The organism is Neisseria sp. P0018.S001 (assembly GCF_051957355.1).
Taxonomy (GTDB): domain Bacteria; phylum Pseudomonadota; class Gammaproteobacteria; order Burkholderiales; family Neisseriaceae; genus Neisseria; species Neisseria subflava_A.
This window is the reverse complement of record NZ_JBQCWN010000002.1, coordinates 21,589-46,246: the sequence shown is the minus strand read 5'-3', so window position 1 is coordinate 46,246 and position 24,658 is coordinate 21,589. Positions and strand designations below refer to the sequence as shown.

The following is a 24,658-nucleotide window of genomic DNA, read 5'->3' as shown; positions in this document are numbered from 1 at the left end:
GCTTAGTTTTTGTTAGGCTAATGTTGCCATCGTATCAGATCATCTGTATGCGTTTGGGTAGTTGTTTTAAATTTTTTATTAAATATCAATATATTATCGCTTCAAAGCCAAAGTCAATACGCCTGCGGTTACCAAGCCTAAGCCTATCCACTCCTGCGTGCTTGGGCGCTCGTCTAAGAAAACGACGGCCATCAGGGCGACCAAGACCAGGCTGAATTTGTCGACGGGCGCGACTTGTGAGGCGTTGCCCAGTTGCAGGGCTTTGAAGTAGGCAAGCCAAGATGCGCCGGTAGCGAGGCCGGATAGGATGAGGAATGTCCAGTTGCGGCCGGTAAAGCCGTTCACGCCCTGCCATTTGCCGGTGTAGGTTAAAAACAATACCAAGGCGGCGAGGATGACCAAGGTGCGGATAAATGTGGCGAAATCCGAATCTATGCCCTGTAAACCCATTTTGGCGAAAATGGCGGTCAATGAGGCGAAGCCTGCCGATGCCAATGCCCAAAATAGCCATGCGTTGCTGCTCATATTTTATTCCTTTGTTTCAAATTGTTGACAATATGAATCCGCTTGTTGATGAAATATCGAAATTTTCACTGCGGTTTGTCTTTGGAAAACGCTATAATAGAACTAATATTCTTTTTCTTCCAGCCGTCTTTATTATATTGTTTCAGACGGCCTTTCCCTCTCTCAATAAAGGAAAATCATGAGCTTCAAAACCGATGCTGAAATTGCCCAGTCTTCCACCATGCGCCCGATTGGTGAAATTGCCGCCAAGCTGGGTTTGAACGTTGACAACATCGAGCCCTATGGTCATTACAAAGCCAAAATCAATCCTGCCGAGGCATTCAAGCTGCCGCAAAAACAAGGCCGTCTGATTTTGGTGACCGCCATTAATCCGACTCCTGCGGGCGAGGGCAAAACCACTGTAACCATCGGTTTGGCGGATGCGTTGCGCCACATCGGCAAAGATGCCGTGATTGCCCTGCGCGAGCCTTCTTTGGGTCCGGTGTTCGGCGTCAAAGGCGGCGCGGCAGGCGGCGGCTATGCCCAAGTTTTGCCGATGGAAGACATCAACCTGCACTTCACCGGCGACTTTCACGCTATCGGTGCGGCGAATAACTTGCTTGCCGCCATGCTCGACAACCATATCTATCAAGGTAATGAGTTGAACATCGATCCGAAACGTGTGCTGTGGCGTCGCGTGGTCGATATGAACGACCGCCAGTTGCGCAACATCATCGACGGCATGGGTAAACCTGTTGACGGCGTGATGCGCCCCGATGGTTTTGACATTACCGTTGCCTCCGAAGTGATGGCGGTATTCTGTCTTGCCAAAGACATCAGCGATTTGAAAGAGCGTTTGGGCAACATCCTTGTCGCTTACGCTAAAGACGGCAGCCCTGTTTACGCCAAAGATTTGAAAGCGAATGGCGCGATGGCGGCATTGCTCAAAGATGCGATTAAGCCTAACTTGGTACAAACCATCGAAGGTACTCCGGCTTTTGTACACGGCGGTCCGTTCGCCAACATCGCCCACGGCTGTAACTCTGTAACGGCTACCCGTTTGGCGAAACACCTTGCCGATTACGCCGTTACCGAAGCAGGCTTTGGCGCGGATTTGGGCGCGGAAAAATTCTGCGACATCAAATGCCGTCTGGCAGATTTGAAACCTGATGCGGCTGTTGTCGTGGCCACTGTCCGCGCTTTGAAATATAACGGCGGCGTGGAGCGTGCCAACCTCGGAGAAGAAAACCTCGAAGCGTTGGCAAAAGGCCTGCCTAATCTGCTGAAACACATTTCCAACCTGAAAAACGTATTTGGCCTGCCTGTGGTGGTTGCCATCAACCGCTTCGTGTCCGACTCCGATGCCGAGTTGGCCATGATTGAAAAAGCCTGTGCGGAACACGGCGTTGAAGTTTCTCTGACCGAAGTATGGGGCAAAGGCGGCGCGGGTGGTGCAGACTTGGCGCACAAAGTCGTCAATGCCATCGAAAACCAACCGAATAACTTCAAGTTTGCCTACGATGTTGAGTTGAGCATTAAAGACAAAATCCGTGCGATTGCCCAAAAAGTGTATGGTGCGGAAGATGTTGATTTCAGCGCGGAAGCGTCTGCCGAAATCGCTTCACTGGAAAAACTGGGCTTGGACAAAATGCCGGTCTGCATGGCGAAAACCCAATATTCTTTGAGCGACAACGCCAAACTTTTGGGCTGCCCTGAAGGCTTCCGCATTACCGTGCGCGGTATCACTGTTTCCGCAGGCGCAGGCTTTATTGTTGCGTTGTGCGGCAATATGATGAAAATGCCGGGTCTGCCGAAAGTTCCGGCTGCCGAGAAAATCGATGTGGACGCAGAAGGCGTGATTCACGGCTTGTTCTGATTTAGATTGATTTTGAAATAGATAAAGGCCGTCTGAAACCGAGGTTTCAGACGGCCTTTTATGATTTAAGTGAATTTCAACCGGCTTTTTAAGAAATTGAAGAAATTGTCTATCATGTCGAACATCGTATTGCGGTCTTCGCCAAACAATGAAATGCTGCGGTCTTTACTGATTCTGTCATACGCGGCAAAAATGGTTTTCAGCTCTTCAGTGGTTAAACGCAGTTGCTTTTCATGCAAGATTCGACTTAAGAGGGTTACTTCTACTGGGTTCAATTCAGGGAAAAGGTAGCTGAACCACAATTCCATGGTGTATTGGACGGATCTGTTGATTTTGTCTCTTTTTTTGCTTTCTTGAGTTGTGTGTATCCTGTATGACAACAAAGGCTCGGGCAGGTTGGCAAAGGTTTTGCCATGTAGGGCGCATTGCACCCACATATGGAAATCGGGAGCGGTTTCTGTCGCAGTGTAGTTTATCCCGAGGTTTTTAATGCTGTCGTGCCGCCACATGGTGGTGGGGTTGAACATGTTTTGAGCGGCAAAGGAGAGAAAGGCTTTAATGTCTTTGTCGAGCAGGGGGAGGTCGCTTAAAACGGGTTCTCTTCCAGATTGGTCATCGAAAAAGATGGTGGCTTGGCTGCCGACAATATCGATTTCGGGATTGCTGTCTAAGAATTGAATTTGTTTTTCAAAACGATCCAAGGCGCAAATATCGTCCGCGTCCATTCGTGCCACATATTCGACCTTTACGTCTTTGAGCATATCCATGGCAAATTGGCAGGCAAACGGCTCGCCCTTGTTTTCCGGAAGATGGAAAACCTGCAAACGTGAATCTTTGGCTGCGTAAGCCTCGAGGATTTCACCGGTTTTGTCTATTGAAGCATCGTTGATGGCGATGACGAAAAAGTCGCGGAATGTTTGATTCAATACCGAATCCAAGCATTCAGGCAAATAAGCTTCGGCACAATAGGCCGGCAAAATAACGGCGAGTTTCATGTTTGTTTTCGATGTGTTTGATGTGTGGTCGGTGGAAGATTTTACTATAAATTTCCCAAAAGCTAAGGCCGTCTGAAACCTTATTTTCAAGTTTTCAGACGGCCTTAGTGTTAATCCGATATACGGATTATTTAACGATTTGGTTCAATTCGCCTTTGGCGTATTTGGTTGCCATTTTTTCCAAAGAAATCGGTTTGATTTTGTCGGCTTGGCCTTCGCAACCGAATGCGAGGTAGCGGTCAAGACAGATTTGTTTCATGGCTTCGACGGTTTTGCTCAAGTATTTGCGCGGGTCGAATTCGGCTGGGTTTTCTGCCATGAAGCGGCGGATGGCGCCGGTAGAGGCGAGGCGCAAGTCGGTATCGATGTTGACTTTGCGCACGCCGTGTTTGATGCCTTCGACGATTTCTTCAACCGGTACGCCGTAGGTTTCACCGATTTTGCCGCCGTGTTCGTTGATGACTTTCAACCATTCCTGCGGAACGGAGCTGGAGCCGTGCATCACGATGTGGGTATTAGGCAGGGCTTGGTGGATTTCTTTGATGCGGTCGATACGCAATACGTCGCCTGTGGGCGGACGGGTGAATTTGTATGCGCCGTGGCTGGTACCGACGGCAATCGCCAGTGCATCCACGCCGGTATCTTTAACGAAACGTACGGCATCTTCGACGCTGGTCAGCATTTGGTCGTGGGAAAGTTTGCCCACTGCGCCTACGCCGTCTTCTTCGCCGGCTTCACCGGTTTCGAGGTTGCCCAATACGCCGATTTCGCCTTCAACGGACACGCCGCAAGCGTGGGAGAAGTTAACGACGGTACGGGTGGCGTTGACGTTGTATTCGTAAGAAGAAGGGGTTTTGCCGTCTTCCATCAGCGAGCCGTCCATCATCACGGAGGAGAAGCCCAGTTGAATGGAGCGTTGGCATACATCAGGAGATGCGCCGTGGTCTTGGTGCATTACCACAGGGATGTGTGGAAATTCTTCGACTGCGGCCAAAATCAGATGGCGCAGGAATGGGGCACCTGCGTATTTGCGTGCGCCTGCGGATGCTTGAACGATAACGGGGGCGTTGACTTGGTCGGCCGCCTCCATGATTGCGCGCATTTGTTCGAGGTTGTTAACGTTGAATGCGGGCAGACCGTAGCTGTTTTCGGCAGCATGGTCCAATAATTGGCGCATGGATACGAGTGCCATGAGAAGCTCCTGAAGTAGTGAAGGGTAAATTTATCCGATAAATTATAATGTTTTTTGAAATGAAAAACTACAAGCTGTTACATTGTTTTTATATATTAACGAACAGGGTCTCGGTTTATAATGGCGTGGTATTGAAAACGGGTGTGCAAAATGGATAGGATTTCGGTGGCCGAGTGTGATAAGCCTTTGTTTCAGACGGCCTTGACGGTGCAGGTGGGCGATGTGAACTATGGCAGCCATCTGGCGAACGATGCTGTGTTGCGTTTGTGCCATGAAGTGCGGATGCGTTGGCTGGCGACGCTGGGTTGGAGCGAAATGGATGCCGGAGGTGCTGGCCTAATTATGGCGGATGCGGCGGTGCAGTATTTGGCGCAAGGTCATCATGGCGATGATCTGTCGGTAGAAATGGGGGCGGCAGGCGTGGCCGGTGTGGGCTTTTCTTTACTGTACCGTATCTGCAGGATTTCAGACGGCCTTGTGCTGGCGAAAGTGCAGACAGGCATGGTGTGTTTCGATTATGGCAAGCAGCGTGTCTGTCGTCTGCCTTCAGCCTTGAAAGCAGCATTGGAGGCCGTCTGAAATGGCAGAATCAAACAATTTTGCGCTTCATCTTGAACGCTATCTGAAAACCTTGCTGCAACAAGGCAAGTCGGAGCATACCGTTTCCGCTTATCGGCGCGATTTGAGTGAGTTGATGCGCCTGTTGCCCGATAACCTGGGAAACGGCCTGCCGACGCGCCGTGATTTCGTGGCGGTATTGAAAAAACTGTCGCAAAAGGGCTTGAGCGAAAGCAGCTTGGCGCGGAAATTGTCGGTATGGCGGCAGTATTGCAGTTGGCTGGTGCAGATAGAAGTTATGGAAAGCGACCCGACATTTAATATGAAAGCGCCGCGCCTGCCCGAACGCCTGCCTAAAGCACTACCGCAAGAACCTTTAAACCATATCCTTGACCATGCGCCTGTTGATGACGAATTGGACGTGCGCGATAAGGCCATGTTTGAATTGATGTATGGTAGCGGTTTGCGCCTGAGCGAGATACAAGGTTTGAATCTGGATGGTATTGTCTTGGACGAAGGCTGGGTCAGTGTGAAGGGTAAAGGGGGCAAGCAGCGGCAAGTGCCTTTGGTGGGCAAAAGCATTGCGGCATTGCGTGATTATCTGGCGGTGCGTATTGCCAAAGAGGGAGAGCAGGCCTTGTTCACCAATAAGAACGGTAGCAGGCTGGGGCAGCGTCAAATCCAAAAACGCCTGCAGGCGTGGGCAGTGCGCGTGGGCAGCGCCAGCCATATCTCGCCGCACATGATGCGACACAGCTATGCAACCCATCTTTTGCAGGCATCGGGCGATATCCGCGCCGTACAGGAATTGTTGGGTCACAGCAACCTTTCCGCTACGCAAGTTTATACAAAGCTGGACTTTGACCATTTGGCGCGCGTTTATGATGAGGCGCACCCAAGGGCAAAACGGAAAAAATGATTTTGTTTGAATCAGGCCGTCTGAAAGAATGTTTTCAGACGGCCTGATGTTTTATGGATAAAAAATACAGATGGTTTGAAACCATTTGAATTTTTATCGGTCTGATGAGGTTTAAATATTGGCCTGATGTGCGGATGGCATAAAAATTGTAAGAGTCGATGGCTTTTTTAATACCGTTTATCTTTTCAGATGGCCGCTTGTTTGATAATATTAGTAATGAGAGCTAATATCATATTATGATATACAGCCTTTAAAACAGCAGGTCTATAAACTTTCTCTATAAGCATTAATGCTTATTTTGACTGTAAAACGACTTGCAAACGGGAATTGTTGCTATTAACATAACGGAATTATGGATAAAAAACGAATTTTAACTCCAGCCGTCGTGACTTCCGTTGCGTTGATTCACGTCGGTTTGGTTGCACTTTTATGGCACGCGCACAAACCGCCTCCTGTCGAAATGGCGAATATTGAATTTGTCGATTTAGGCGATTTCGGCGGTGGCGACGGTAGTCCTGAGGGCGAAGGCGCACCTGCAGCCCCCGAGCCAACCCCCGAACAACCGAAACCCAAGCCGAAACCCAAACCTAAGCCTGTTGAGCCGCCCAAACCTGTTATCAAACCTGTGGTAACGAAAAAAGAAAAAGCGGATATCGTACAGCAAAAGGAAAAACCGAAACCTATCGAGAAACCTAAGCCCGAGCCTAAGCCGGAACCCAAACCTGAGCCGAAGCCCGAGCCAAAACCTGAACCAAAACCAGAGCCGAAGGCAGAACCTAAACCATCTCCCAAAGCATCTGAATACTCAGGCAGCAAAACCGGGCCGAACACTGCTGAAAACGGTAAAGGCAACGGAGAAGGCAAAGCCTTGGGCGGAGAAGGAAAAGGCAACGGCGGCGGTACGAAAGGTACAGGCAGCGGCCGTGGCGAAGGCAGCGGATCCGGCAGCGGCGGTGCGAAAGGCGAACATGGCTCCGGTACCGGTGGCGGAGGTGGTGGCAGCGGTACAGGTGCCGGCAGCAGTAAAGGCAATCCTGCAAAAGGAACCTGCCATATTCCAAGACCTCCGTATCCTTCACTGTCCACTGAAAATGGTGAAGAGGGCTTGGTTGTTTTGAAAGTCTTGGTTGGTCCCGGCGGTAAAGTGGATTCAATTAGTGTGAATAAATCAAGTGGTTATAGTCGTCTGGATAACGCAGCGCGTAAAGCCGTTAAGGATGGTAGCTGTCATGCAAGCGTTTGGACTGAATTTAAAGTACCTGTCAAATTCACGCTCGAATAAGTATCTAGGCCTAAGCTGATTGATTAGAAAATATATGCTGTTGGGAAATGATTTTAAATGACCCGATAGAAATTTTAATTTTATTTTTAACTTGGAAAAATTATGGATTTAAGTTTAGTTTTCAAATCAGGTGATGCGGTACTGATTGGTGTATTTGTCCTGATGTTGTTGATGAGCGTGGTAACATGGAGCGTTATCGTGATCCGCTGCATCAAATACTGCAAAGCGAAAAAAGGCAATGCTCAGGTAAAAGAGGTGATGCTGAATGCGTTTACTCTGGCCGATGCTGTACAGAAAGCCAAAGCGGTAGAAGCACCGATGAGCAATGTTGCCGATGAGTCTCTGCGCGCATACCAAAACTACCGTCAAACGACGAGCAAATCGCTGATTGACGAATTGCCTTTGAACGAATATTTGGTCGTTCATATCCGTAACAGTTTGGCCCAAACCATGCGCCAGTTTGACTACGGTATGACCGCTTTGGCCTCTATCGGCGCAACCGCTCCGTTTATCGGTCTGTTGGGTACTGTTTGGGGTATTTACCATGCCCTGATCGGCATCAGCGAAAGCGGTCAAATGAGCATTGCTGCGGTAGCCGGTCCGATTGGTGAGGCTTTGGTATCGACTGCTGTCGGCCTGTTTGTGGCGATTCCGGCCGTATTGGCGTACAACTTCCTCAATCGCGGTACAAAAACCATCGCGCAAGATATGGACGCATTTGCACATGACCTGCATGTCCGCCTGCTGAACCAAAAGGATTAAACCATGGCTTTCGGATCAATGAATTCCGGCGATGATGCGCCGATGTCGGATATCAACGTTACGCCTTTGGTGGACGTGATGCTGGTGTTGCTGATTGTATTTATGATTACCATGCCGGTGCTGACCCACTCGATTCCTTTGGAGTTGCCGACTGCTTCGGAAAAAGCGGCGAAAGAGGATAAGCAGCCTAAAGATCCTTTGCGTTTGAGCATTGATGCCAGTGGTGCTTATATCGTTGGTGGCGATTCCGATACCAAAGTGGATTTGGCAACGGTAACTGCCAAGCTGAAAGAAGCCAAAGCGAAAAACGAAGATGTGATTGTGGCGATTGCGGCGGATAAAGCGGTTGAATACGATTATGTTAACCAAGCCCTGCAAGCGGCACGCGAAGCCGGTATCAGCAAAATTGGTTTTGTAACGGAAACCAAAGCGCAATAATCTTTTGAATACAGTAAAGGCCGTCTGAAATTTGAGTAAAGTTTCAGACGGTCTTTTGTTGTATTTGGTAACTATATGTCCAGGCTGTATAATTAGCGGATTAAATTTAATAACGACAATACAGGAACCGCCATGACAGAAACCATCGAACGCGACAGTATGCAATACGATGTCGTGATTGTCGGCGCAGGCCCGTCGGGTTTGTCTGCCGCCATCAAACTCAAGCAGCTTGCCGAAAAGAATGGACGTGAAATCAGCGTTTGCGTGGTGGAGAAGGGTTCGGAGGCCGGTGCGCACTCGCTTGCCGGTGCCATCATCGATCCGATTTCTTTGAGTGAGCTGATTCCCGATTGGAAAGAAAAAGGCGCGCCGCTGACGCGTACAGTGACGAAGGACAGGGTTTTGTTCCTGACCGAGAAAAAAGCCTTCAACTTGCCAGTTACCCCGAATTTCGACAACCATGCGAACTACATCGCCAGCTTGGGCGAAGTTGTCCGCTGGTTGGCAGAGCAGGCGGAAAATTTGGGCGTGGAAATTTATCCGGGCTTTGCCGCCGCCGAAGTGCTTTATCACGAAGACGGTTCGGTCAAAGGCATTGCGACCGGCAATATGGGTGTGGGCAAAGACGGCGAACCGACCGATTCATTCCAGCCCGGCATGGAGCTTTGGGCGCAGCAAACCCTGTTTGCCGAAGGCTGTCGCGGTTCGCTTTCCAAGCAAGTCATTGAACAATTTAAACTCGACCAAAACAGCGAGCCGCAAACTTACGGCTTGGGCATTAAAGAAATTTGGGAAGTGCCGTCTGAAAAACATCAGCCCGGTTTGGTCATGCACAGCGCAGGCTGGCCGTTGGACAGCAAAACCTACGGCGGATCGTTTATTTATCATTTTGACGAAAACAAAGTCGCTGTCGGCTTTGTGGTCGGCTTGGATTATCAAAACCCTTATCTGTCGCCGTTTGAAGAGTTCCAACGTTTCAAAACCCATCCCGAAATCCGCAAAACCTTTGAAGGCGGCCGCCGTATTGCTTATGGCGCGCGTTCGTTGATTGAAGGCGGTTTGCAAAGCCTGCCGAAACTCTCGTTCAAAGGCGGTGTTTTGGTCGGCGATGCGGCTGGTTTCCTGAATATGCCGCGCATCAAAGGCATCCATACGGCCATGAAATCCGCCATGCTTGCTGCAGAAGCCGTGTTCCCTTTGTTGGAAAACCTCGAAGAAGTGGAGGGTTTCGACAGCGGCAAAGAGGCGGCGGATTATCAGCAACGCTTTGAACAAAGCTGGCTGTATCAAGAGCTTTACGCCGCGCGCAATGTCCGTCCGTCATTCAAATGGGGCGTTTACCTCGGCTCAATCTATACCGGTATCGACCAAATGATTTTCAGAGGCAAAGCCCCGTGGACTTTGAAACATCACGGCAAAGACAACGAGCAGCTCAAAAAAGCAGCCGAATGCAAGCCGATTGATTATCCGAAACCCGACGGCGTTTTGACCTTCGACCGTTTGAGCAGCGTTTTTCTTGCCAACCTTGCGCACGAAGAAAACCAGCCCGACCATTTGGTACTGAAAAATCCGCAGGTCATGATAGACGTAAACTACAAAGAATACGCCTCGCCCGAAACCCGCTATTGTCCGGCCGGCGTGTATGAAATCGTCGAAGAAAACGGCAGTCCGCGTATGCAAATCAACGCCGCCAACTGCGTTCACTGCAAAACGTGCGACATCAAAGACCCGACGCAAAACATCACTTGGATTTGTCCTGAGGGCGCGAGCGGACCGAATTACGGCGGAATGTAATTTACTGTTTTGAAGTCAAAACCTAAAGGCCGTCTGAAAAGTTTCAGACGGCCTCTATCCTATTATTTCATCAATGGAAGCATTATGAACACGCACATTTGGCAGGCAGGCCGATTTGAAATCGCCTTAGACAAACCGAAAATCATGGGCATCGTCAATCTAACCCCCGATTCATTTTCTGATGGTGGCACCTATTCGCAAAATGTCCAAATAGCATTGGCACATGCCGAGCAGCTACTGAAAGACGGTGCGGATATTCTCGATATCGGCGGCGAATCTACACGTCCGGGTTCGGATGATGTTTCTCTTGAAGAAGAATGGGCCAGGGTGCAGCCGGTTTTAGCGGAAATGGCCAAGTGGAATGTTCCCGTCAGCTTGGACACGCGCCGTACGGCGATTATGGAAAAAGCCTTGGCACAAGGCGGCGTCGATATTATCAACGATGTTGCCGCATTGACTGATGAAGGCGCAGTCGCATTGTTGGCGCAACAGCCGAAGACGGGCGTGTGTCTCATGCACATGCAGGGTTTGCCCAAAACCATGCAGCTTAATCCGCAATATCAAGATGTCGTCGAAGAAGTCGCGCGTTATTTAAAAGCACGCGCGGCAGAATGCGTTCAAGCAGGCATTGCCCCTGAACGCATCACACTAGACCCCGGCTTCGGTTTCGGCAAAAACCTGCAACACAACATCACACTGATACAACATTTGCCTGAGTTGATGGACGCAACCGGATTCCCCCTTCTGATCGGCGTATCGCGCAAACGTATGATTGGCGAACTGACAGGCGAACAAGATGCCGCCAAACGCGTACACGGCAGCGTCGCAGCCGCATTGGCAACAGTCGCCCGAGGCGCGCAAATTATCCGTGTTCACGATGTCAAAGCAACGGCAGATGCTTTGAAAGTTTGGGAAGCATTGGGCGTATCGGCATAATGCCCGAATAGAAAACCGACAGGCCGTCTGAAACATTTGCCCGGCATCTTGAACAAGCAACAAGTTATGCTATAATCCGCATCTACTCTTGACGGGTCTGTAGCTCAGGGGTTAGAGCAGGGGACTCATAATCCCTTGGTCGTGGGTTCGAAACCCACCGGACCCACCAAATATTAAAAATGCCCGAGGCTTTTGGCTTCGGGCATTTTTGTATTTATTGATTTTTGAAGGGTTGGAATATAATGTGAACAACAGCATAAAAATCAACCTATAAAATGAATACAAAAGGTTAAAGCACATTTAGGTAATGCTTTTTTAGGCTGAAAAGGGCTTATCACATTGACACCCTTATAGTCGTTGAGGGTAAATTTGATTTTGATTATCAGCCGCCTGAGCCGGGATTGGTATATAACGTTCCCAATTTTGTATTGGAAAAAGACCGTTACGTTGATTGGGAAGATACTTGGCGTACTTTTTGACTAGGGAATAAGTAAATGGAGAGCAGTTACTTTTTGCTTGCTCTGGTCGATATCTTTCTACTATTAATTTTTCCGAGTAATACTACATGCCCCTATATTGAGAGGCTGATGATTATTTCGATATAGCTGGACTATTTTTCAGACGGCCTGAAAGTTTAATCAACCATTCTGCGTATTTCGTTGATCGGGATACGCGGGGTATAGAGTATGTCGTAGGTTGGTTTGTCCAGAAGATCTTGCAGGGAGTATTGATCTAAATGGTTGAAGAAGGCTTTGATGGCGCCGGTAATGATGCCGGTCAGTCGGCAGGAGGGGGTGATAAGGCATTCGTTGTTATCGCCCATGCATTCGACAACCTGCATCGGCTCAAGATGACGTACGACTGCACCGATATTGATGTTTTCAGGATTGTCTGCCAAGCGCAAACCGCCGCCTTTGCCGCGCACGCTGACCAGAAAACCGCCTTTGACTAATGAGGTAACCACTTTCATCAAATGGCTTTTGGAAATATTGTAAGTCTCGGCAATGGTGCTGATATTGACGAGGGTGTCATCATTGATGGCGGTATAAACCAATACGCGCAATCCGTAATCGGTATGTTGGGTCAGATACATGGCTGGCTCTTTAGATATTTTTATTATATGTCAAAAGCATAGTACTTGGAGAGAGGCTGTTTGACTTTATGTGGGGTTGGGTTTCATAATATCTGAAACATTTGAATTAATCCAGTTTGACAGACTGTTGCCATTATAACGAACTTATGAAACCCTTGAAACGCCACCCTGCCTTAATAGAACTTTCCCGTGAGCATCATGGCTCGCTGTCGTTGTGTGTCCGCCTCCTGCGTACGCCGGAGCAAAGCCATCAAGCGGAGCTGGATCCTCATTTTGTGGAACTTGAGCCACATTTTTTGGAGGAGGAAACCATGTTTGCGCCGTATTGGGATAAGGTTGATCCGGCGTTGAGACAGCGTTTTGAAGGTGATCATGCCAAGTTGCGTGCGATGATGGCTCATCCTGAATATATGAATGAATCATGGAATAAGGATTTTGCGGTGACTTTGCGCGATCATGCGCGTTTTGAGGAACGCGAGCTTTTTCCTGCGATTGAACCTTTTTTGCCTTTGCCTGAGAATGTGTAATAGGAAAGGGAATCGATGGCCGTCTGAAAAGTTTCAGACGGCCTCTGTTGCTGTTTTATGATGATATAAAAATTGAAGGAACCACCATGAACGATTTGTTCAAACATCCTGTGTGGGCAATGGCCTTCCGCCCGTTTTACTCGTTGGCGGCTTTGTATGGTGCATTGTCTATATTGCTTTGGGGCTTCGGCTATCAGGGTACGCCTGAGTTGCCGGGTTTATATTGGCATGCTCATGAAATGATTTGGGGCTACGCCGGATTGGTTGTCATTGCATTCTTGCTGACAGCCGTGGCAACTTGGACTGGCCAGCCGCCTACACGCGGTAAGGCGTTGGCAGGTTTGACCGCATTTTGGCTGTTGGCCCGCATTTGTATGTTTATTCCCGGCTGGGGTGCGACGGCAAGCGGTATATTTGGTACGATCTTTTTCTGGTATGGCGCGGTATGCATGGCTTTGCCGGTAATCCGTTCTCAAAACAAGCGCAACTATGTTGCCGTGTTCGCTATTTTTGTTTTGGGCGGCACCCATTTCGCCTTCCATCTGAAAATGCAGCCGTTTGATGCCATTGCGCTGATGACCGGTTTGCAATCCGGTTTGATTATGGTGGCTGGATTTATCGGTTTGATCGGTATGCGGATTATCTCGTTCTTTACGTCCAAACGCCTGAACGTGCCGCAAATCCCCAGCCCTCAATGGGTAGCGCACGCATCGCTTTGGCTGCCTATGCTGGCTGCCATGATGATGGCGCATAACATTTTGCCGGGACTGGCCGCGTTGTTTGCTCTGGCTGCCGGTGTGATTTTTACCGTGCAGGTGTACCGCTGGTGGTATAAAGCCGTACTGAAAGAGCCTATGCTTTGGATTTTGTTTGCCGGCTATCTGTTTACCGGCTTGGGTTTGATTGCGGTCGGTCTTTCCTATTGGATTTCAAACTTCCTGAATTTGGGCGTGCACCTTATCGGCGTTGGCGGTATCGGCGTGCTGACTTTGGGCATGATGGCGCGAACTGCGCTTGGCCATACCGGCAACTCCATTTATCCGCCGCCTAAAGTGGTTCCTGTTGCCTTTTGGTTGATGATAGCCGCAACGGTTATCCGTGTTTTGGCTACCTTTGTGAGCGGTACGGCATACACGCACAGTATCCGTTGCTCCGCCGCTTTGTTTGCCGCTTCTTTGCTGTTGTACGCATGGAAATATATTCCTTGGTTGATCCGTCCGCGTTCGGATGGTCGTCCGGGTTAACGGTTTGGCAAAATGAAAAGGCCGTCTGAAAAGTTTCAGACGGCCTTTATTATTGATAATAAAAAAGCCTTTCAGAATATGAAAGGCTTTTATTGAAACTGTGGCCTCGCCAACAGGAATCGAACCTGTATTTTACGCTTAGGAGGCATACGTTCTATCCGTTGAACTATGGCGAGGCGGTAAAGGAGGGGATTTTAAACCTTTCCGGCAAAAAAAGACAATAAGCCGGCGGCAATCAAAGGGCCGACCGGAATGCCGCCGATAAAGGCAACGCCGATGACCGTGCCGATTAATAATCCGGTTACCAAAACAGGCTGTTCGCTCATCAATGGAACGCCGCGTCCGGCAAGCCAGGCAACCAAAATGCCGATAAGGACGGCGGCAATCATTTTGAAATTGATAAACTCGGACAGCGGCGGAATCTGGATTTTACCGGAAACCAGCGGGCTCAATACACCGATGGTCAGCAGGATGATGCCCAGATGCAAACCGTGTTTTTCCACGAAGGGAATGTATTGCGACAAGGCCGTCTGCTGCATGAGCAGCAATACCGCTGCCGAAATCGTAATCGAGTTGTTGTTGCTGACAACGCCCAAAAAAATCAGCGTAACCAGAAACAAAGGGACAAAGCTGAAATTCATCGGATTAAGATACTCGGGCCAAAGATTCTTTTGCCAGTTGGATCATGGCTTCTTTGACTTCGCTATCAGGCAACACGTTCAATGAAGCGATGGCTTTGTTGACGGCTTTTTTCGCCTCGGAAATCGAATATGGCAAAGCGTCGGAGTTGACGACATAGTCGTGGATTTTTTCAAAATAGCTGCGGTCGGCATTTTCCAAAGCGTGGCGCACATCGTTTGCAGCCTGCTCGGAGCCGTTTCGCATCAGGTAAATCAATGGCAGGGTAGGTTTGCCTTCTGCCAAGTCGTCGCCGACGTTTTTGCCGATTTCTTCGGTTTCGCCTGAATAGTCCAATACATCGTCAATGATTTGGAAAGCCGTACCGACGTACATGCCGTAGTCTTTCAAGGCTTGCTCGTGTTCAGGGGAAGCCTTGCCCAAAATTGCGCCGACTTGCGCGGCCGCTTCAAACAGTTTTGCTGTTTTGTATTGGATAACTTGGACGTATTGCTCTTCGGTAATATCCGTATTGCCGATGTTCATCAGCTGCATGACTTCGCCTTCGGCGATGATGTTGGTCGCATCTGCCATCACTTCCAAGATACGCATGCTGCCCGAATCAACCATCAGTTGGAAGGCGCGTGTATAGAGGAAGTCGCCGACCAAAACAGCCGCCGCGTTGCCGAAGAGGTTGTTTGCGGTTTTACGGCCGCGGCGCAAATCGCTTTCATCGACGACATCGTCGTGCAGGAGGGTGGAGGTGTGGATGAATTCCACCATCGCTGCCAGTGAGTACAATTTTTCATCGTCATGCCCGACTGCTTTGCCTGCCAAAATGGTAATAATCGGACGCAGGCGCTTACCGCCTGCGCTGATGATGTATGTGCCGATTTGCGAAATCAGCGCAACATCGGATTGAACAGCTTGGTTGATGACCGCATTAACTTTGGCAAGGTCATCGGGCAGGTGGCGTTGGAAGTAAGGCAGGTTTTCGAGCATAAAACATTCTCTGTTGACAAAACGGAGCGGGGCTCCAATGAATCTGTTTAAACCCGTACATTCGGTCGGGGTAATAACGTTGCATAAAGATATCAGCAATCCAGCGCATGATTATATCAGTTAAAAAGCATGCAACATATCTTTCAGACGGCCTTTTCACTTGTAAATAAAATAAATTTTGACAAAACAGGTAAATAGAAATAGAATGACTCGTTTCGCACATGGTGTGCGGAATGTTAACCTAATTCTCATGGAGTTGAGTATGTACGCGGTCGTAAAAACCGGCGGTAAACAATATAAAGTTTCCGTTGGCGAAAAATTGAAAGTAGAACAGATACCAGCCGAACTCGACAGCCAAATCGAACTGACTGAAGTTTTGATGATTGCTGACGGCGAATCTGTAAAAGTAGGCGCACCTTTTATCGAAGGCGCAAAAGTAACAGCTAAAGTCGTTGCTCATGGTCGTGGCGAGAAAGTACGCATTTTCAAAATGCGTCGTCGCAAACACTACCAAAAACGCCAAGGCCATCGCCAAAATTTCACCCAAATCGAAATCGTGGCAATCGCCTAATTTCAAGTAAGTTCAGGAGTATTACAAATGGCAAGTAAAAAAGCAGGCGGTAGCACCCGCAACGGTCGCGATTCAGAAGCCAAACGCTTGGGCGTTAAAGCCTACGGCAACGAGCTGATTCCGGCAGGCTCTATCATCGTTCGTCAACGTGGTACTAAATTCCACGCAGGTGACAACGTAGGCATGGGCAAAGACCACACTTTGTTTGCTAAAGTCGACGGTTACGTTGAATTCAAAACCAAAGGCGCGCTGAACCGTAAAACTGTCAGCATCCGTCCTTACACCGGTTCTGAAGAATAATCGTTTTACGATTGAAAGCCGCATTCCTTTTCGGAATGCGGTTTTTATTTGTCAGACTGTTTTGTCTGTTTGATAAAATCCGTATGTCGTGAGGCTTGATTTATATTAAGGCCAAAGTAAAAACGTGCTTACAATCGATGGCCTTTGTTTTATTCTATCGACTCTTTCTATATAATCTATCAAATGCCTTTGATTTACCCTCATGTAGCTAAACACAGTAAACTTAAGGCCGTCTGAAAAAATCCGTATCAGTTGAATACAAGGAATTCCTCCCATGAGCTTACACAGTGATATTCTCGTCGTCGGCGCAGGCCCTGCCGGATTAAGTTTTGCCGCAGAGTTGGCCGGAAGCGGTTTGAACATAACCCTGATTGAAAGAAGTCCTTTAGAAGTGTTGCAAAATCCGCCGTATGATGGCCGTGAAATCGCACTGACACACCTGTCGCGCGAAATCATGCAGCGATTGGGTATGTGGGATTTGATTCCAAAAGACGAAATTTATCCTTTGCGCGATGCCAAAGTGTTGAACGGTCATTCCGATTACCAGCTCCACTTCCCGCAACCGACTCAGGCGCGCGGCGAGCCTGCAGACTGCTTGGGCTATTTGATTTCCAATCACAATATCCGTAAAGCCGCTTATGAAGTTGTGTCCAAATTGGACAACGTGAAAATTCTGACCGGCACCAATGTTAAAGAAGTCAAAACTTCTGACGATGAGGCGCAAGTTATTTTGGAAAGCGGCGAAGTATTGACCGGCCGTCTGTTGTTGGCCGCCGATAGCCGCTTCTCACAAACGCGCCGTCAATTGGGCATTTCTTCCGATATGCACGATTATAGCCGTACCATGTTTGTGTGCCGCATGAAGCATACTCTGTCCAACCTGCATACTGCATATGAATGCTTCCACTACGGCCGTACCATTGCGTTGCTGCCTTTGGAAGAACACTTGACCAATACAGTGATTACGGTGGACAGCGATAAAGCCGAAACGATTAAAAATATGTCGCCGGAAGAGTTGGCAGCCAGCGTGAAAGAGCAACTCAAAGGCCGTTTGGGCGATATGGAATTGGCCAGCACCATTCACAATTATCCTTTGGTCGGCATGATTGCCCAACGTTTCTATGGCAAACGCAGCGCGTTGATCGGCGATGCCGCAGTCGGTATGCATCCAGTTACTGCGCACGGTTTCAACTTGGGTCTGGCAAGTGCTGATCTTTTAGCTAAATTGGTTCTCGAAGCCGAGCAACGCGGTCAGGATATTGGTGCGAAGAGCCTGCTGGAAAAATACAGCACCAAGCATATGTTCCATGCCCATCCGATTTACCACGGCACCAATATGCTGCTGAAACTCTTCACCAATGAAACTGCTCCGGCGAAACTGCTGCGCGGTTTGGTATTGCGTGCAAGCAATAACTTCCCGCCGCTGAAAAAACTGATTACCAAACAATTGACCGGTTAATTGCTTAAAACATAAAAGGCCGTCTGAACGATTACAGTTTCAGACGGCCTTGTTTTTTATCTACTGCTTATTCGGCTAAAACCGATTCGGGCATTTCTTGACGGACGTTTAAGGAAGTCAGTTTTTTGGTCAAGATGCTCAATACTATGCCGTAGGCAGGCAGGAAGAAGAGGGTGCAGATGGCGAGTTTGAACAGATAATCGACAAATGCGATGCCCTGCCAGTTTGCCGCCATAAATTCATCGTTGCTCGCATAAAAGGCAACGGCGAAAAACACCAGCGTGTCCAAAGCGTTGCCGACCACGGTGGAAGCAGTAGGGGCAATCCACCATGATTTCAGACGGCGTAATTGGTTGAACACGAAAATATCGAGGATTTGCCCGAGCGCATAGGCGGAAAAGCTGGCCAATGCGATACGGCCGACGAAGGTGTTAAATTCGGCTAAAGATGCCCAGCCTGTCCAGTTGCCGTCATGAAAGAGGACGGAGAAGACGTAAGAGAGCAGCAGGGCCGGGAGCATAACCCAAAAAATAATCCGTCTCGCCAACGGCGCGCCGAAAATGCGCACGGTCAGGTCGGTAGCGAGGAAGATAAAGGGGAAGGAAAATGCGCCCCAAGTGGTAAAGATACCGAAAATTTGAAAGGGGAACTGCACCAGATAGTTGCTGGCGGCAATAATAAAAATATGGAAAAGCACCAGCCAGAAGAGCGCTTTCTTCTGCTGTGCGGCGGTAAATTCGTACATGGAAATCTTTCGGAAGTTTTTTCAGGCGGCATGAAGCCTTGCAAGATTGTGCAATAGAGAAAGTCTTGCAATAAAAAGTGCGTTAGGCCGTCTGAATAGGATTATTGTGCATCGTGCTCAAACAGGCGTTTGCGTGCCAAAGCTTCAAACTCTGTGCCTGCTTTGCCGTAGTTGGCAAACGGATGAATGGCGATGCCGCCGCGCGGTGTGAATTCGCCGAATACTTCGATGTATTTCGGATCCATCAGGGCGATGAGGTCTTTCATGATGATGTTGACGCAGTCTTCATGGAAGTCGCCGTGGTTGCGGAAGCTGAAGAGATAGAGTTTCAGTGATTTGCTTTCCACCATTTTGATATGGGGGATGTAGCGGATGTAGATGGTGGCAAAGTCGGGCTGGCCGGTCATCGGGCAGAGGCTGGTGAACTCGGGGCAGACGAATTTGACGAAATAGTCGTTGTCAGGATGTTTGTTGTCGAACACTTCCAAAATTTCAGGCGCGTATTCGCTCGGGTATTGGGTTTTCTGGTTGCCCAAAAGGGAGATGCCTTGCAGCTCTTCGTTGTTGCGGGACATGAGGTTTCCTTAGTTTTTTAATGTGGGAGGTTTTCGAACCACGGGGTGCGGATTGTAATATAAATTGCATGGCTTGTGCGGATTTTATAGCGATGAATCAGCAGGATAGCTTTCAGACGGCCTGTTTTGTATTTTATGAAACCTGTTTTCCGCTTTACAATAGCAGCCAATCAACAGGCCGTCTGAAAGTTTTGTATGTCTTTAGCCCAACCCAAACGTATTCTGATCATCAAATTGCGCCATCATGGCGATGTGCTTTTGAGCACGCCGGTAGTCGATGCGCTGAAAACCCGTTTCCCCGATTGCGAAATCGATATGCTGGTATACGCCGGTACGGAGCAGCTGATTGCCGATAATCCGCAGATTGCGCAGATTTTTACCATTGATCGAAATTGGAAGAAGCTGGGCGTATTCAAGCAGTTGGCGTGTGAGAAAAATCTTTTTTCAAAGCTGAAGGCGCGCGATTATGACTGGGCTTTCAACCTGTCCGACCAATGGCGCGCAGCGGTAATTGCCAAACTGTGCGCCCGTTGCAGCGTGGGTTTGGACTGCATCAAGCGCGACGGTTTCTGGTGGCGTTTCTGTCATGATTTTATCAACCATGAGCTGGATACCAGCCATCATATCGTTGAAAACCAATTGAATATCCTTGCGCCGCTTATCCAGCCGGAAGACGTGGCCGATGCGAAGGTACGTCTTTGGGTGGCACAAGATGCAAGGGAAAGCATGCAGCAGAAATTGCGTGAGCAGGGGTGGAGCGGCGAAGATTATGTGTTACTGCACCCGGGTGCGCGCTGGCATTTCAAATGTTGGGAAGACGGCAAGAATGCCGCCATCGTACAGCTTCTGCTCAACAGCGGACAGAATGTCGTATTGACTGCTTCTCCCGACACTGTCGAACAATACATGCTTCAGGAAATTATAGGCCGTCTGAATATTCCTGAAGGCAGAAAAGTATATGTGTTGTCCGGATGCTTGAGCCTGCGTGAATTGGCGGCGGCCATTGAGGGCGCCAAGCTGTTTGTCGGTGTCGATTCCGCACCGATGCACATCGCCGCTGCTTTGGATAAACCGCAAATTGCTTTGTTTGGCGCGTCATGGGTGGACAAATGGCGTCCGTATTCCGAGCAGGCGGAAGTCATTTATGCCGGCGATTATGCAGAACTGCCCAACCCCGACAGTATCGACACCAACGATCCGACACGTCTGTTGAAAGCGATTCCGTTGCAGGATGTGTGGGATAGAATTTCTGCCAAATTGGAAGCGTTGGAGGCTTAAAACCGTTTACCACGATCCGTTAAACGTTTTAGCTTTGCGCCAAAATGCCCATTTGGAACGGCGGCCGATTTCCAGCGTGCCGCCGTTTTCGCCGTCTGTGGCAATGCACACGGTTTTCAGACGACTTGAAGCAAGAGCATTCCATAAAGGCGCAAACCAACGAGTTTCCCAGCTTTCCAAAATATCTTTGTATGCCCAAACATCGCCTGTCTGTAAGGTGGAAACCAAGTCGTCCAAAAAGATAAGGCCGTCTGAAACCATGTTGCCTGTTTCTTGAACCATCTCAAACCAAGCCTTTAAATCATACGGCGCATCGAGTTTGGGCGTATCTGAAAAACGCGCCCATGCGCTGTCTGAGGCGACAATATCCGCAGACTGTGTACCGTCCGCATCATTCCATAGCCACAAACCGTTGATTTCCGGCAATCCTTGTTGCTCACGCGCTTGGTTAATTGGATGCGTGTGGAGAAACATTTGGATTTCCGTCTGCATGGCCAACCAAGACACCGCATCTTGGCCGTGCGCCTGACCGTCCATTTCCGGCTGTCCGCACACATCCAAAACACATTCTGCGCCCCAATCTTCAATCTTCGGCATATTGAGCAGCCACATGCTTTCGCAAAGCGGCTCGAACTGCCAATCTTTATCTTGATAAAACGCCGACAAATCCGCACATAACTGCTGCGCCTCCTCTTTTTGGATGCCGATGAACTCGCCGCTGATAATGTTGACATGGTGCATGCCCATTTGTTGCCAAACCGGAGAGGCAAAAGCGGCCGCGCGTTTTTGGCTTGTGTGGCGTAAACGTTGCATTTGGGTAATGAGGCTGCCGTTCCACAAATGGCGTCCGTAAAATTCAGACGGCTTGAGTGTTTCTTTGCGTAATATGCCGTAACGCAAAAGACGGTTAAAAGCAGGTAAGGCAAGCGCAGGCACGGATTCGTCGGCAAAACGGTTGAGCGAGGGGAGGGTGAGGGTCAGCTTCATAAGCGTAAATAGATAGAAAAACCGTTATTTTACGCGACAAATGATGCGTTTCGGAACCTTGCCATTACGCCCTGAAAAAGAGCTGTTCAGACGGCCGGTTTGGAAAAAACGGGCTGTCATGCTAGAATACGTGGCGTAAATTTCAGAAAAACAGGGTGTAAATCAACACAATAGCCCTGATAATAACGTCAATCTCAAACACGACCTCATTCATTCCGAATGAAAACTTGATTTTCAGATCGGAAAAAAGACTCAAAGTCCTTTATCCCCAAAACTGTTTAAACCAGCAGGCGGTCGCGGCAGGCCGGATGTGCCGGCATTCTGCAAACCTCAAAAAACAGACCGCCCCATTAAGGATAACGCGTGATTAAAAACAAATATTCCACTCGATTCAAAGCAACCCTCTTAGCGTTTCTGCTGCCGGCTTCAGGCAGCATGACCGCATACGCCATTACTGACCCTCAACCAGCACAGACCGATTTCAAAGTCGAGCGTATTTCCGAAGAGCTGCCTGCCGTTTATGTGGAAACCAATACCTATCAATCCAGCTATTGGGCGCAAGAAGCCGTCCAAGCCGGCGACTCTTTGGCAGACGTTTTGACGCGCATGGGTGTCAACCAGGAAGACATCAAGCAAATCATGGCGAAAAACAATGCCAACCTCGACATGAAAAACCTGCGGACCAACCAATCCGTCAATATCCGCATCGATTCTTCAGGCCAAGTGACCGATGTTCAATTCTTTACCGATGAAGAATTGGAACGCAATTTGGTGGCTTTGGAAAAAGTTAAGGGCAAATGGCGCATCTCCAATGCCGAAATCGACATGAAAACCATGCCGACCCTGCGCTCCGTGCAAATCCGCACTTCCGCCATCGGCGATATGCTCCGTGCCGAAATCCCTTCCGAAGTGTATATCCAGCTCAAAGAAATCTTTGCCGATTCGTTCAATATGAGCGACTTGGGCGAAGGCGATACCGTGCGTCTTTTGTACAACAGCATGTATTTCCGCGGCCAGCAAATGGCGGTTGGCGATATTTTGGCGGCTGAAGTGGTTAAAGACGGTAAAACTTATCAAGCCTATTATTACAGCCAAGGCAAAGGCGACGAAGAAAGCGGTAGCTACTACGACCAAAACGGTAAGTCCCTGCAACAAAAAGAAGGCTTTAATACCGAGCCTGTTGCATACACGCGCATTTCTTCTCCGTTCGGCTACCGTGTCCATCCGGTTTTGCATACCGTCCGTATGCACACCGGTATCGACTATGCCGCGCCGACCGGTACGCCTATTAAGGCTGCTGCCGACGGCGAAGTGATTTTCAAAGGTTGGAAAGGCGGCTACGGTAATACCGTGATGATTCGCCATGCCAACGGTGTGGAAACCCTGTACGGCCACATGAGCGCGTTCAGCCCTGCCGACGGCAGAGTCCGTGCCGGCGAAGTAATTGGTTTTGTGGGTACAACCGGCCGTTCGACCGGCCCGCACCTGCACTACGAAGCGCGTGTCAACGGCCAGCCGGTCAACCCGACTACCGTCGCCCTGCCGACGCCGAAATTGACCCCGACCAATATGGCCGCGTTCCGCAAACAGCAAAAAGATGCCAGCACGATGTTGTCTACCATCCGCTCTTTGCCGGTTTCCGTAGCGCAGCTGGATTAATAAGATAAAGGCCGTCTGAATAAGGTTTCTTTCAGACGGCCTTTTCCACTAAAATTGATACCTCAACGCCCACGTTTACTCAGAGAAAGCTTATGTCTGCTCATCAGCCCATTATCCAATCCCTGCTTGATACCGACCTGTACAAATTCACCATGCTGCAAGTCGTGTTGCACCAATTCCCGCAAACCCACAGCCTTTACGAATTCCGCTGCCGCAACAAAGAGATGGTGTATCCGCTGGCCGATATTCAAGAAGACTTGGAACGCGAACTCGACGCCCTGTGCCAGCTGCGCTTTACCCATGACGAACTCGACTATCTGCGCAGCCTGCGCTTTATCAAAAGCGACTTTGTCGATTATCTCGAACTTTTCCAACTCCAACGCCGCTTTGTCCAAGTCAACCCTGACAATCAAGGCCGTCTGAACATCCGCATCGAAGGCCCAATGATACAGGCGATGTTCTTCGAGATTTTCATTCTTGCCATCGTCAACGAACTCTATTTCCGCCGCTTGGAAACGCCTGCCGTCATTGAAGAAGGCGAGCGCCGTTTGCAGGCCAAAGCGCAACAGCTGAAAGAAATTGCGGCTACACAAAATCCGAATGATCCGCCGTTCCTTATTTCCGATTTCGGCACACGCCGCCGCTACACCCTCGCATGGCAGGAACACGTTATCCGTACCTTATTAGAAGCCGCTCCCGATATCGTGCGCGGTACCAGCAATGTTTATCTGGCCAAAAAACTCGGCATCACACCAATCGGCACCATGGCGCATGAGTTCCTCCAAGCCTTCCAAGCCTTGGACGTACGTTTGCGCAATTTCCAAAAAGCCGCGCTGGAAAGCTGGGTACACGAATACCGCGGCGACCTCGGCATTGCACTGACCGACGTAGTCGGCATGGATGCCTTCTTGCGCGATTTTGACCTTTATTTTGCCAAACTCTTCGACGGCCTGCGCCACGATAGCGGCGATCCTTATGTTTGGGGCGACAAAGCCTACGAGCATTACAAAAAACTCAAAATCGACAGCCGCACCAAAATGCTGACCTTTTCAGACGGCCTCGATATTGAGCGTTCATGGGCGTTGCATCAATACTTCAAAGACCGTTTCAAAACCAGTTTCGGTATCGGTACCAACCTGACCAACGACTTGGGACACACGCCTTTGAACATTGTCTTGAAGCTTGTCGAGTGTAACGGCCAATCCGTCGCCAAGCTCTCCGACTCCCCGGGCAAAACCATGACCACCAACAACACCTTCCTCGCTTACCTGCGCCAAGTGTTTGACGTACCTGAGCCGGAAGAGAAAGCCTAAAAACAAAGGCCGTCTGAAATGTTCAGACGGC

25 protein-coding genes, 2 tRNA genes and 1 riboswitch are annotated in these 24,658 nt (G+C 49.3%); of the genes, 17 read left to right on the top strand and 10 right to left on the bottom strand.

What is annotated here, in order from left to right; all coding sequences use genetic code 11:
• Positions 1 to 93: 93 nt before the first annotated feature.
• Positions 94 to 525, bottom strand: a complete 432-nt coding sequence (locus tag ACTHTJ_RS01715) for an EamA family transporter (protein ID WP_003680126.1) — start codon at positions 523 to 525, stop codon at positions 94 to 96.
• A gap of 178 nt (positions 526 to 703) precedes the next feature.
• Between ACTHTJ_RS01715 and ACTHTJ_RS01710 the strand changes: the two genes are divergently transcribed.
• The gene (locus ACTHTJ_RS01710) at positions 704 to 2,380 is read left to right on the top strand and encodes a formate--tetrahydrofolate ligase (protein ID WP_070585084.1); all 1,677 of its coding nucleotides are present in this window, start codon (positions 704 to 706) and stop codon (positions 2,378 to 2,380) included.
• Positions 2,381 to 2,445: 65 nt separating this feature from the next.
• Here ACTHTJ_RS01710 and ACTHTJ_RS01705 read toward each other — a convergent pair whose 3' ends face one another.
• Complete coding sequence (locus tag ACTHTJ_RS01705) at positions 2,446 to 3,375, bottom strand: glycosyltransferase family 2 protein (RefSeq protein WP_440360832.1); 930 nt, start codon at positions 3,373 to 3,375, stop codon at positions 2,446 to 2,448.
• Positions 3,376 to 3,502: 127 nt separating this feature from the next.
• Complete coding sequence (gene fba, locus ACTHTJ_RS01700; protein WP_070608533.1) at positions 3,503 to 4,567, bottom strand: class II fructose-bisphosphate aldolase; 1,065 nt, start codon at positions 4,565 to 4,567, stop codon at positions 3,503 to 3,505.
• A 150-nt stretch (positions 4,568 to 4,717) separates the two neighbouring features.
• Here fba and ACTHTJ_RS01695 point away from each other — a divergent pair, with 150 nt between their 5' ends.
• The 8 genes from ACTHTJ_RS01695 to ACTHTJ_RS01660 all read left to right on the top strand — a co-directional run bounded on the left by ACTHTJ_RS01695 (position 4,718) and on the right by ACTHTJ_RS01660 (position 11,425).
• Positions 4,718 to 5,146 (top strand): acyl-CoA thioesterase, encoded by a 429-nt coding sequence (locus ACTHTJ_RS01695; RefSeq protein ID WP_440360833.1) that lies wholly within the window; start codon positions 4,718 to 4,720, stop codon positions 5,144 to 5,146.
• 1 nt (position 5,147) lies between these two features.
• Positions 5,148 to 6,044, top strand: coding sequence for a tyrosine recombinase XerC (locus ACTHTJ_RS01690; protein WP_377072512.1), 897 nt, complete (start codon positions 5,148 to 5,150; stop codon positions 6,042 to 6,044).
• Positions 6,045 to 6,396: 352 nt separating this feature from the next.
• Complete coding sequence (locus ACTHTJ_RS01685; protein WP_070588025.1) at positions 6,397 to 7,326, top strand: energy transducer TonB; 930 nt, start codon at positions 6,397 to 6,399, stop codon at positions 7,324 to 7,326.
• A 102-nt stretch (positions 7,327 to 7,428) separates the two neighbouring features.
• Positions 7,429 to 8,088 (top strand): MotA/TolQ/ExbB proton channel family protein, encoded by a 660-nt coding sequence (locus tag ACTHTJ_RS01680; protein ID WP_440360834.1) that lies wholly within the window; start codon positions 7,429 to 7,431, stop codon positions 8,086 to 8,088.
• Between the two features lie 3 nt (positions 8,089 to 8,091).
• Positions 8,092 to 8,526 (top strand): ExbD/TolR family protein, encoded by a 435-nt coding sequence (locus ACTHTJ_RS01675; RefSeq protein WP_049328855.1) that lies wholly within the window; start codon positions 8,092 to 8,094, stop codon positions 8,524 to 8,526.
• 132 nt (positions 8,527 to 8,658) lie between these two features.
• Complete coding sequence (locus ACTHTJ_RS01670) at positions 8,659 to 10,320, top strand: electron transfer flavoprotein-ubiquinone oxidoreductase (RefSeq protein ID WP_440360835.1); 1,662 nt, start codon at positions 8,659 to 8,661, stop codon at positions 10,318 to 10,320.
• A gap of 84 nt (positions 10,321 to 10,404) precedes the next feature.
• Positions 10,405 to 11,256 carry a dihydropteroate synthase gene (folP, locus tag ACTHTJ_RS01665; RefSeq protein WP_440360836.1) on the top strand — a complete coding sequence of 284 codons (852 nt, stop codon included), beginning with the start codon at positions 10,405 to 10,407 and terminating at the stop codon, positions 11,254 to 11,256.
• Between the two features lie 93 nt (positions 11,257 to 11,349).
• Positions 11,350 to 11,425, top strand: a tRNA-Ile gene (locus ACTHTJ_RS01660).
• Between the two features lie 465 nt (positions 11,426 to 11,890).
• Here ACTHTJ_RS01660 and ACTHTJ_RS01655 read toward each other — a convergent pair.
• Positions 11,891 to 12,349 carry an RrF2 family transcriptional regulator gene (locus tag ACTHTJ_RS01655; protein WP_296186551.1) on the bottom strand — a complete coding sequence of 153 codons (459 nt, stop codon included), beginning with the start codon at positions 12,347 to 12,349 and terminating at the stop codon, positions 11,891 to 11,893.
• Between the two features lie 146 nt (positions 12,350 to 12,495).
• On the opposite strand from ACTHTJ_RS01655, the gene ACTHTJ_RS01650 reads away from it, so the two are divergent.
• Positions 12,496 to 12,876: a hemerythrin domain-containing protein gene (locus ACTHTJ_RS01650; RefSeq protein WP_070459407.1), complete on the top strand. Its 381-nt coding sequence runs from the start codon at positions 12,496 to 12,498 to the stop codon at positions 12,874 to 12,876.
• Between the two features lie 86 nt (positions 12,877 to 12,962).
• Positions 12,963 to 14,120 carry an NnrS family protein gene (locus ACTHTJ_RS01645; RefSeq protein WP_440360837.1) on the top strand — a complete coding sequence of 386 codons (1,158 nt, stop codon included), beginning with the start codon at positions 12,963 to 12,965 and terminating at the stop codon, positions 14,118 to 14,120.
• Positions 14,121 to 14,221: 101 nt separating this feature from the next.
• Here ACTHTJ_RS01645 and ACTHTJ_RS01640 read toward each other — a convergent pair.
• The 3 genes from ACTHTJ_RS01640 to ispB all read right to left on the bottom strand — a co-directional run bounded on the left by ACTHTJ_RS01640 (position 14,222) and on the right by ispB (position 15,740).
• A tRNA-Arg gene (locus ACTHTJ_RS01640) sits at positions 14,222 to 14,296 on the bottom strand.
• Between the two features lie 18 nt (positions 14,297 to 14,314).
• On the bottom strand, positions 14,315 to 14,761 hold the full coding sequence (locus tag ACTHTJ_RS01635; RefSeq protein WP_377072503.1) for a DUF441 domain-containing protein: 447 nt from the start codon (positions 14,759 to 14,761) through the stop codon (positions 14,315 to 14,317).
• 4 nt (positions 14,762 to 14,765) lie between these two features.
• Complete coding sequence (gene ispB, locus ACTHTJ_RS01630; RefSeq protein WP_440360838.1) at positions 14,766 to 15,740, bottom strand: octaprenyl diphosphate synthase; 975 nt, start codon at positions 15,738 to 15,740, stop codon at positions 14,766 to 14,768.
• Positions 15,741 to 16,002: 262 nt separating this feature from the next.
• On the opposite strand from ispB, the gene rplU reads away from it, so the two are divergent.
• From rplU to ubiM, 3 genes are all read left to right on the top strand, one after another.
• Positions 16,003 to 16,311, top strand: coding sequence for a 50S ribosomal protein L21 (gene rplU, locus ACTHTJ_RS01625; RefSeq protein ID WP_002216394.1), 309 nt, complete (start codon positions 16,003 to 16,005; stop codon positions 16,309 to 16,311).
• Positions 16,312 to 16,338: 27 nt separating this feature from the next.
• Positions 16,339 to 16,611: a 50S ribosomal protein L27 gene (gene rpmA / locus ACTHTJ_RS01620; RefSeq protein ID WP_002212328.1), complete on the top strand. Its 273-nt coding sequence runs from the start codon at positions 16,339 to 16,341 to the stop codon at positions 16,609 to 16,611.
• A gap of 274 nt (positions 16,612 to 16,885) precedes the next feature.
• Positions 16,886 to 18,070, top strand: a complete 1,185-nt coding sequence (gene ubiM, locus ACTHTJ_RS01615) for a 5-demethoxyubiquinol-8 5-hydroxylase UbiM (protein WP_070829906.1) — start codon at positions 16,886 to 16,888, stop codon at positions 18,068 to 18,070.
• A 67-nt stretch (positions 18,071 to 18,137) separates the two neighbouring features.
• On the opposite strand, the gene ACTHTJ_RS01610 is transcribed toward ubiM, so the two are convergent.
• Together ACTHTJ_RS01610 and queF are read right to left on the bottom strand one after the other, a co-directional pair.
• Positions 18,138 to 18,815: a 7-cyano-7-deazaguanine/7-aminomethyl-7-deazaguanine transporter gene (locus tag ACTHTJ_RS01610; protein WP_070829908.1), complete on the bottom strand. Its 678-nt coding sequence runs from the start codon at positions 18,813 to 18,815 to the stop codon at positions 18,138 to 18,140.
• Between the two features lie 101 nt (positions 18,816 to 18,916).
• A complete protein-coding gene (gene queF, locus ACTHTJ_RS01605) occupies positions 18,917 to 19,390 on the bottom strand; it encodes a preQ(1) synthase (protein ID WP_070829910.1) in 474 nt (157 codons plus the stop codon).
• Between the two features lie 3 nt (positions 19,391 to 19,393).
• A riboswitch (PreQ1 riboswitch) is annotated at positions 19,394 to 19,438 on the bottom strand.
• A gap of 147 nt (positions 19,439 to 19,585) precedes the next feature.
• On the opposite strand from queF, the gene rfaQ reads away from it, so the two are divergent.
• Positions 19,586 to 20,668 (top strand): putative lipopolysaccharide heptosyltransferase III, encoded by a 1,083-nt coding sequence (gene rfaQ / locus ACTHTJ_RS01600; protein WP_440360839.1) that lies wholly within the window; start codon positions 19,586 to 19,588, stop codon positions 20,666 to 20,668.
• Positions 20,669 to 20,674: 6 nt separating this feature from the next.
• Here rfaQ and ACTHTJ_RS01595 read toward each other — a convergent pair whose 3' ends face one another.
• Complete coding sequence (locus ACTHTJ_RS01595) at positions 20,675 to 21,655, bottom strand: hypothetical protein (RefSeq protein WP_440360840.1); 981 nt, start codon at positions 21,653 to 21,655, stop codon at positions 20,675 to 20,677.
• A gap of 363 nt (positions 21,656 to 22,018) precedes the next feature.
• Here ACTHTJ_RS01595 and ACTHTJ_RS01590 point away from each other — a divergent pair, with 363 nt between their 5' ends.
• Together ACTHTJ_RS01590 and pncB are read left to right on the top strand one after the other, a co-directional pair.
• Positions 22,019 to 23,314 carry a M23 family metallopeptidase gene (locus tag ACTHTJ_RS01590; RefSeq protein ID WP_440360841.1) on the top strand — a complete coding sequence of 432 codons (1,296 nt, stop codon included), beginning with the start codon at positions 22,019 to 22,021 and terminating at the stop codon, positions 23,312 to 23,314.
• A 92-nt stretch (positions 23,315 to 23,406) separates the two neighbouring features.
• Positions 23,407 to 24,627, top strand: coding sequence for a nicotinate phosphoribosyltransferase (gene pncB / locus ACTHTJ_RS01585; RefSeq protein WP_070585041.1), 1,221 nt, complete (start codon positions 23,407 to 23,409; stop codon positions 24,625 to 24,627).
• Positions 24,628 to 24,658 lie beyond the last annotated feature (31 nt).

Excerpts from the sequence above, each read along its gene's own strand:
- ACTHTJ_RS01690 (WP_377072512.1), top strand. The coding sequence starts at position 5,148 with ATGGCAGAATCAAACAATTTTGCGCTTCATCTTGAACGCTATCTGAAA.
- ACTHTJ_RS01715 (WP_003680126.1), bottom strand. The coding sequence starts at position 525 with ATGAGCAGCAACGCATGGCTATTTTGGGCATTGGCATCGGCAGGCTTC.
- folP (WP_440360836.1), top strand. The coding sequence starts at position 10,405 with ATGAACACGCACATTTGGCAGGCAGGCCGATTTGAAATCGCCTTAGAC.
- rpmA (WP_002212328.1), top strand. The coding sequence starts at position 16,339 with ATGGCAAGTAAAAAAGCAGGCGGTAGCACCCGCAACGGTCGCGATTCA.
- pncB (WP_070585041.1), top strand. The coding sequence starts at position 23,407 with ATGTCTGCTCATCAGCCCATTATCCAATCCCTGCTTGATACCGACCTG.
- ubiM (WP_070829906.1), top strand. The coding sequence starts at position 16,886 with ATGAGCTTACACAGTGATATTCTCGTCGTCGGCGCAGGCCCTGCCGGA.
- ACTHTJ_RS01710 (WP_070585084.1), top strand. The coding sequence starts at position 704 with ATGAGCTTCAAAACCGATGCTGAAATTGCCCAGTCTTCCACCATGCGC.
- ACTHTJ_RS01635 (WP_377072503.1), bottom strand. The coding sequence starts at position 14,761 with ATGAATTTCAGCTTTGTCCCTTTGTTTCTGGTTACGCTGATTTTTTTG.
- ACTHTJ_RS01680 (WP_440360834.1), top strand. The coding sequence starts at position 7,429 with ATGGATTTAAGTTTAGTTTTCAAATCAGGTGATGCGGTACTGATTGGT.
- queF (WP_070829910.1), bottom strand. The coding sequence starts at position 19,390 with ATGTCCCGCAACAACGAAGAGCTGCAAGGCATCTCCCTTTTGGGCAAC.
- ACTHTJ_RS01595 (WP_440360840.1), bottom strand. The coding sequence starts at position 21,655 with ATGAAGCTGACCCTCACCCTCCCCTCGCTCAACCGTTTTGCCGACGAA.
- ACTHTJ_RS01705 (WP_440360832.1), bottom strand. The coding sequence starts at position 3,375 with ATGAAACTCGCCGTTATTTTGCCGGCCTATTGTGCCGAAGCTTATTTG.
- ACTHTJ_RS01655 (WP_296186551.1), bottom strand. The coding sequence starts at position 12,349 with ATGTATCTGACCCAACATACCGATTACGGATTGCGCGTATTGGTTTAT.
- ACTHTJ_RS01675 (WP_049328855.1), top strand. The coding sequence starts at position 8,092 with ATGGCTTTCGGATCAATGAATTCCGGCGATGATGCGCCGATGTCGGAT.
- ACTHTJ_RS01670 (WP_440360835.1), top strand. The coding sequence starts at position 8,659 with ATGACAGAAACCATCGAACGCGACAGTATGCAATACGATGTCGTGATT.
- ACTHTJ_RS01695 (WP_440360833.1), top strand. The coding sequence starts at position 4,718 with ATGGATAGGATTTCGGTGGCCGAGTGTGATAAGCCTTTGTTTCAGACG.
- ACTHTJ_RS01685 (WP_070588025.1), top strand. The coding sequence starts at position 6,397 with ATGGATAAAAAACGAATTTTAACTCCAGCCGTCGTGACTTCCGTTGCG.
- ACTHTJ_RS01650 (WP_070459407.1), top strand. The coding sequence starts at position 12,496 with ATGAAACCCTTGAAACGCCACCCTGCCTTAATAGAACTTTCCCGTGAG.
- ACTHTJ_RS01610 (WP_070829908.1), bottom strand. The coding sequence starts at position 18,815 with ATGTACGAATTTACCGCCGCACAGCAGAAGAAAGCGCTCTTCTGGCTG.
- rplU (WP_002216394.1), top strand. The coding sequence starts at position 16,003 with ATGTACGCGGTCGTAAAAACCGGCGGTAAACAATATAAAGTTTCCGTT.
- ACTHTJ_RS01645 (WP_440360837.1), top strand. The coding sequence starts at position 12,963 with ATGAACGATTTGTTCAAACATCCTGTGTGGGCAATGGCCTTCCGCCCG.
- rfaQ (WP_440360839.1), top strand. The coding sequence starts at position 19,586 with ATGTCTTTAGCCCAACCCAAACGTATTCTGATCATCAAATTGCGCCAT.
- fba (WP_070608533.1), bottom strand. The coding sequence starts at position 4,567 with ATGGCACTCGTATCCATGCGCCAATTATTGGACCATGCTGCCGAAAAC.
- ispB (WP_440360838.1), bottom strand. The coding sequence starts at position 15,740 with ATGCTCGAAAACCTGCCTTACTTCCAACGCCACCTGCCCGATGACCTT.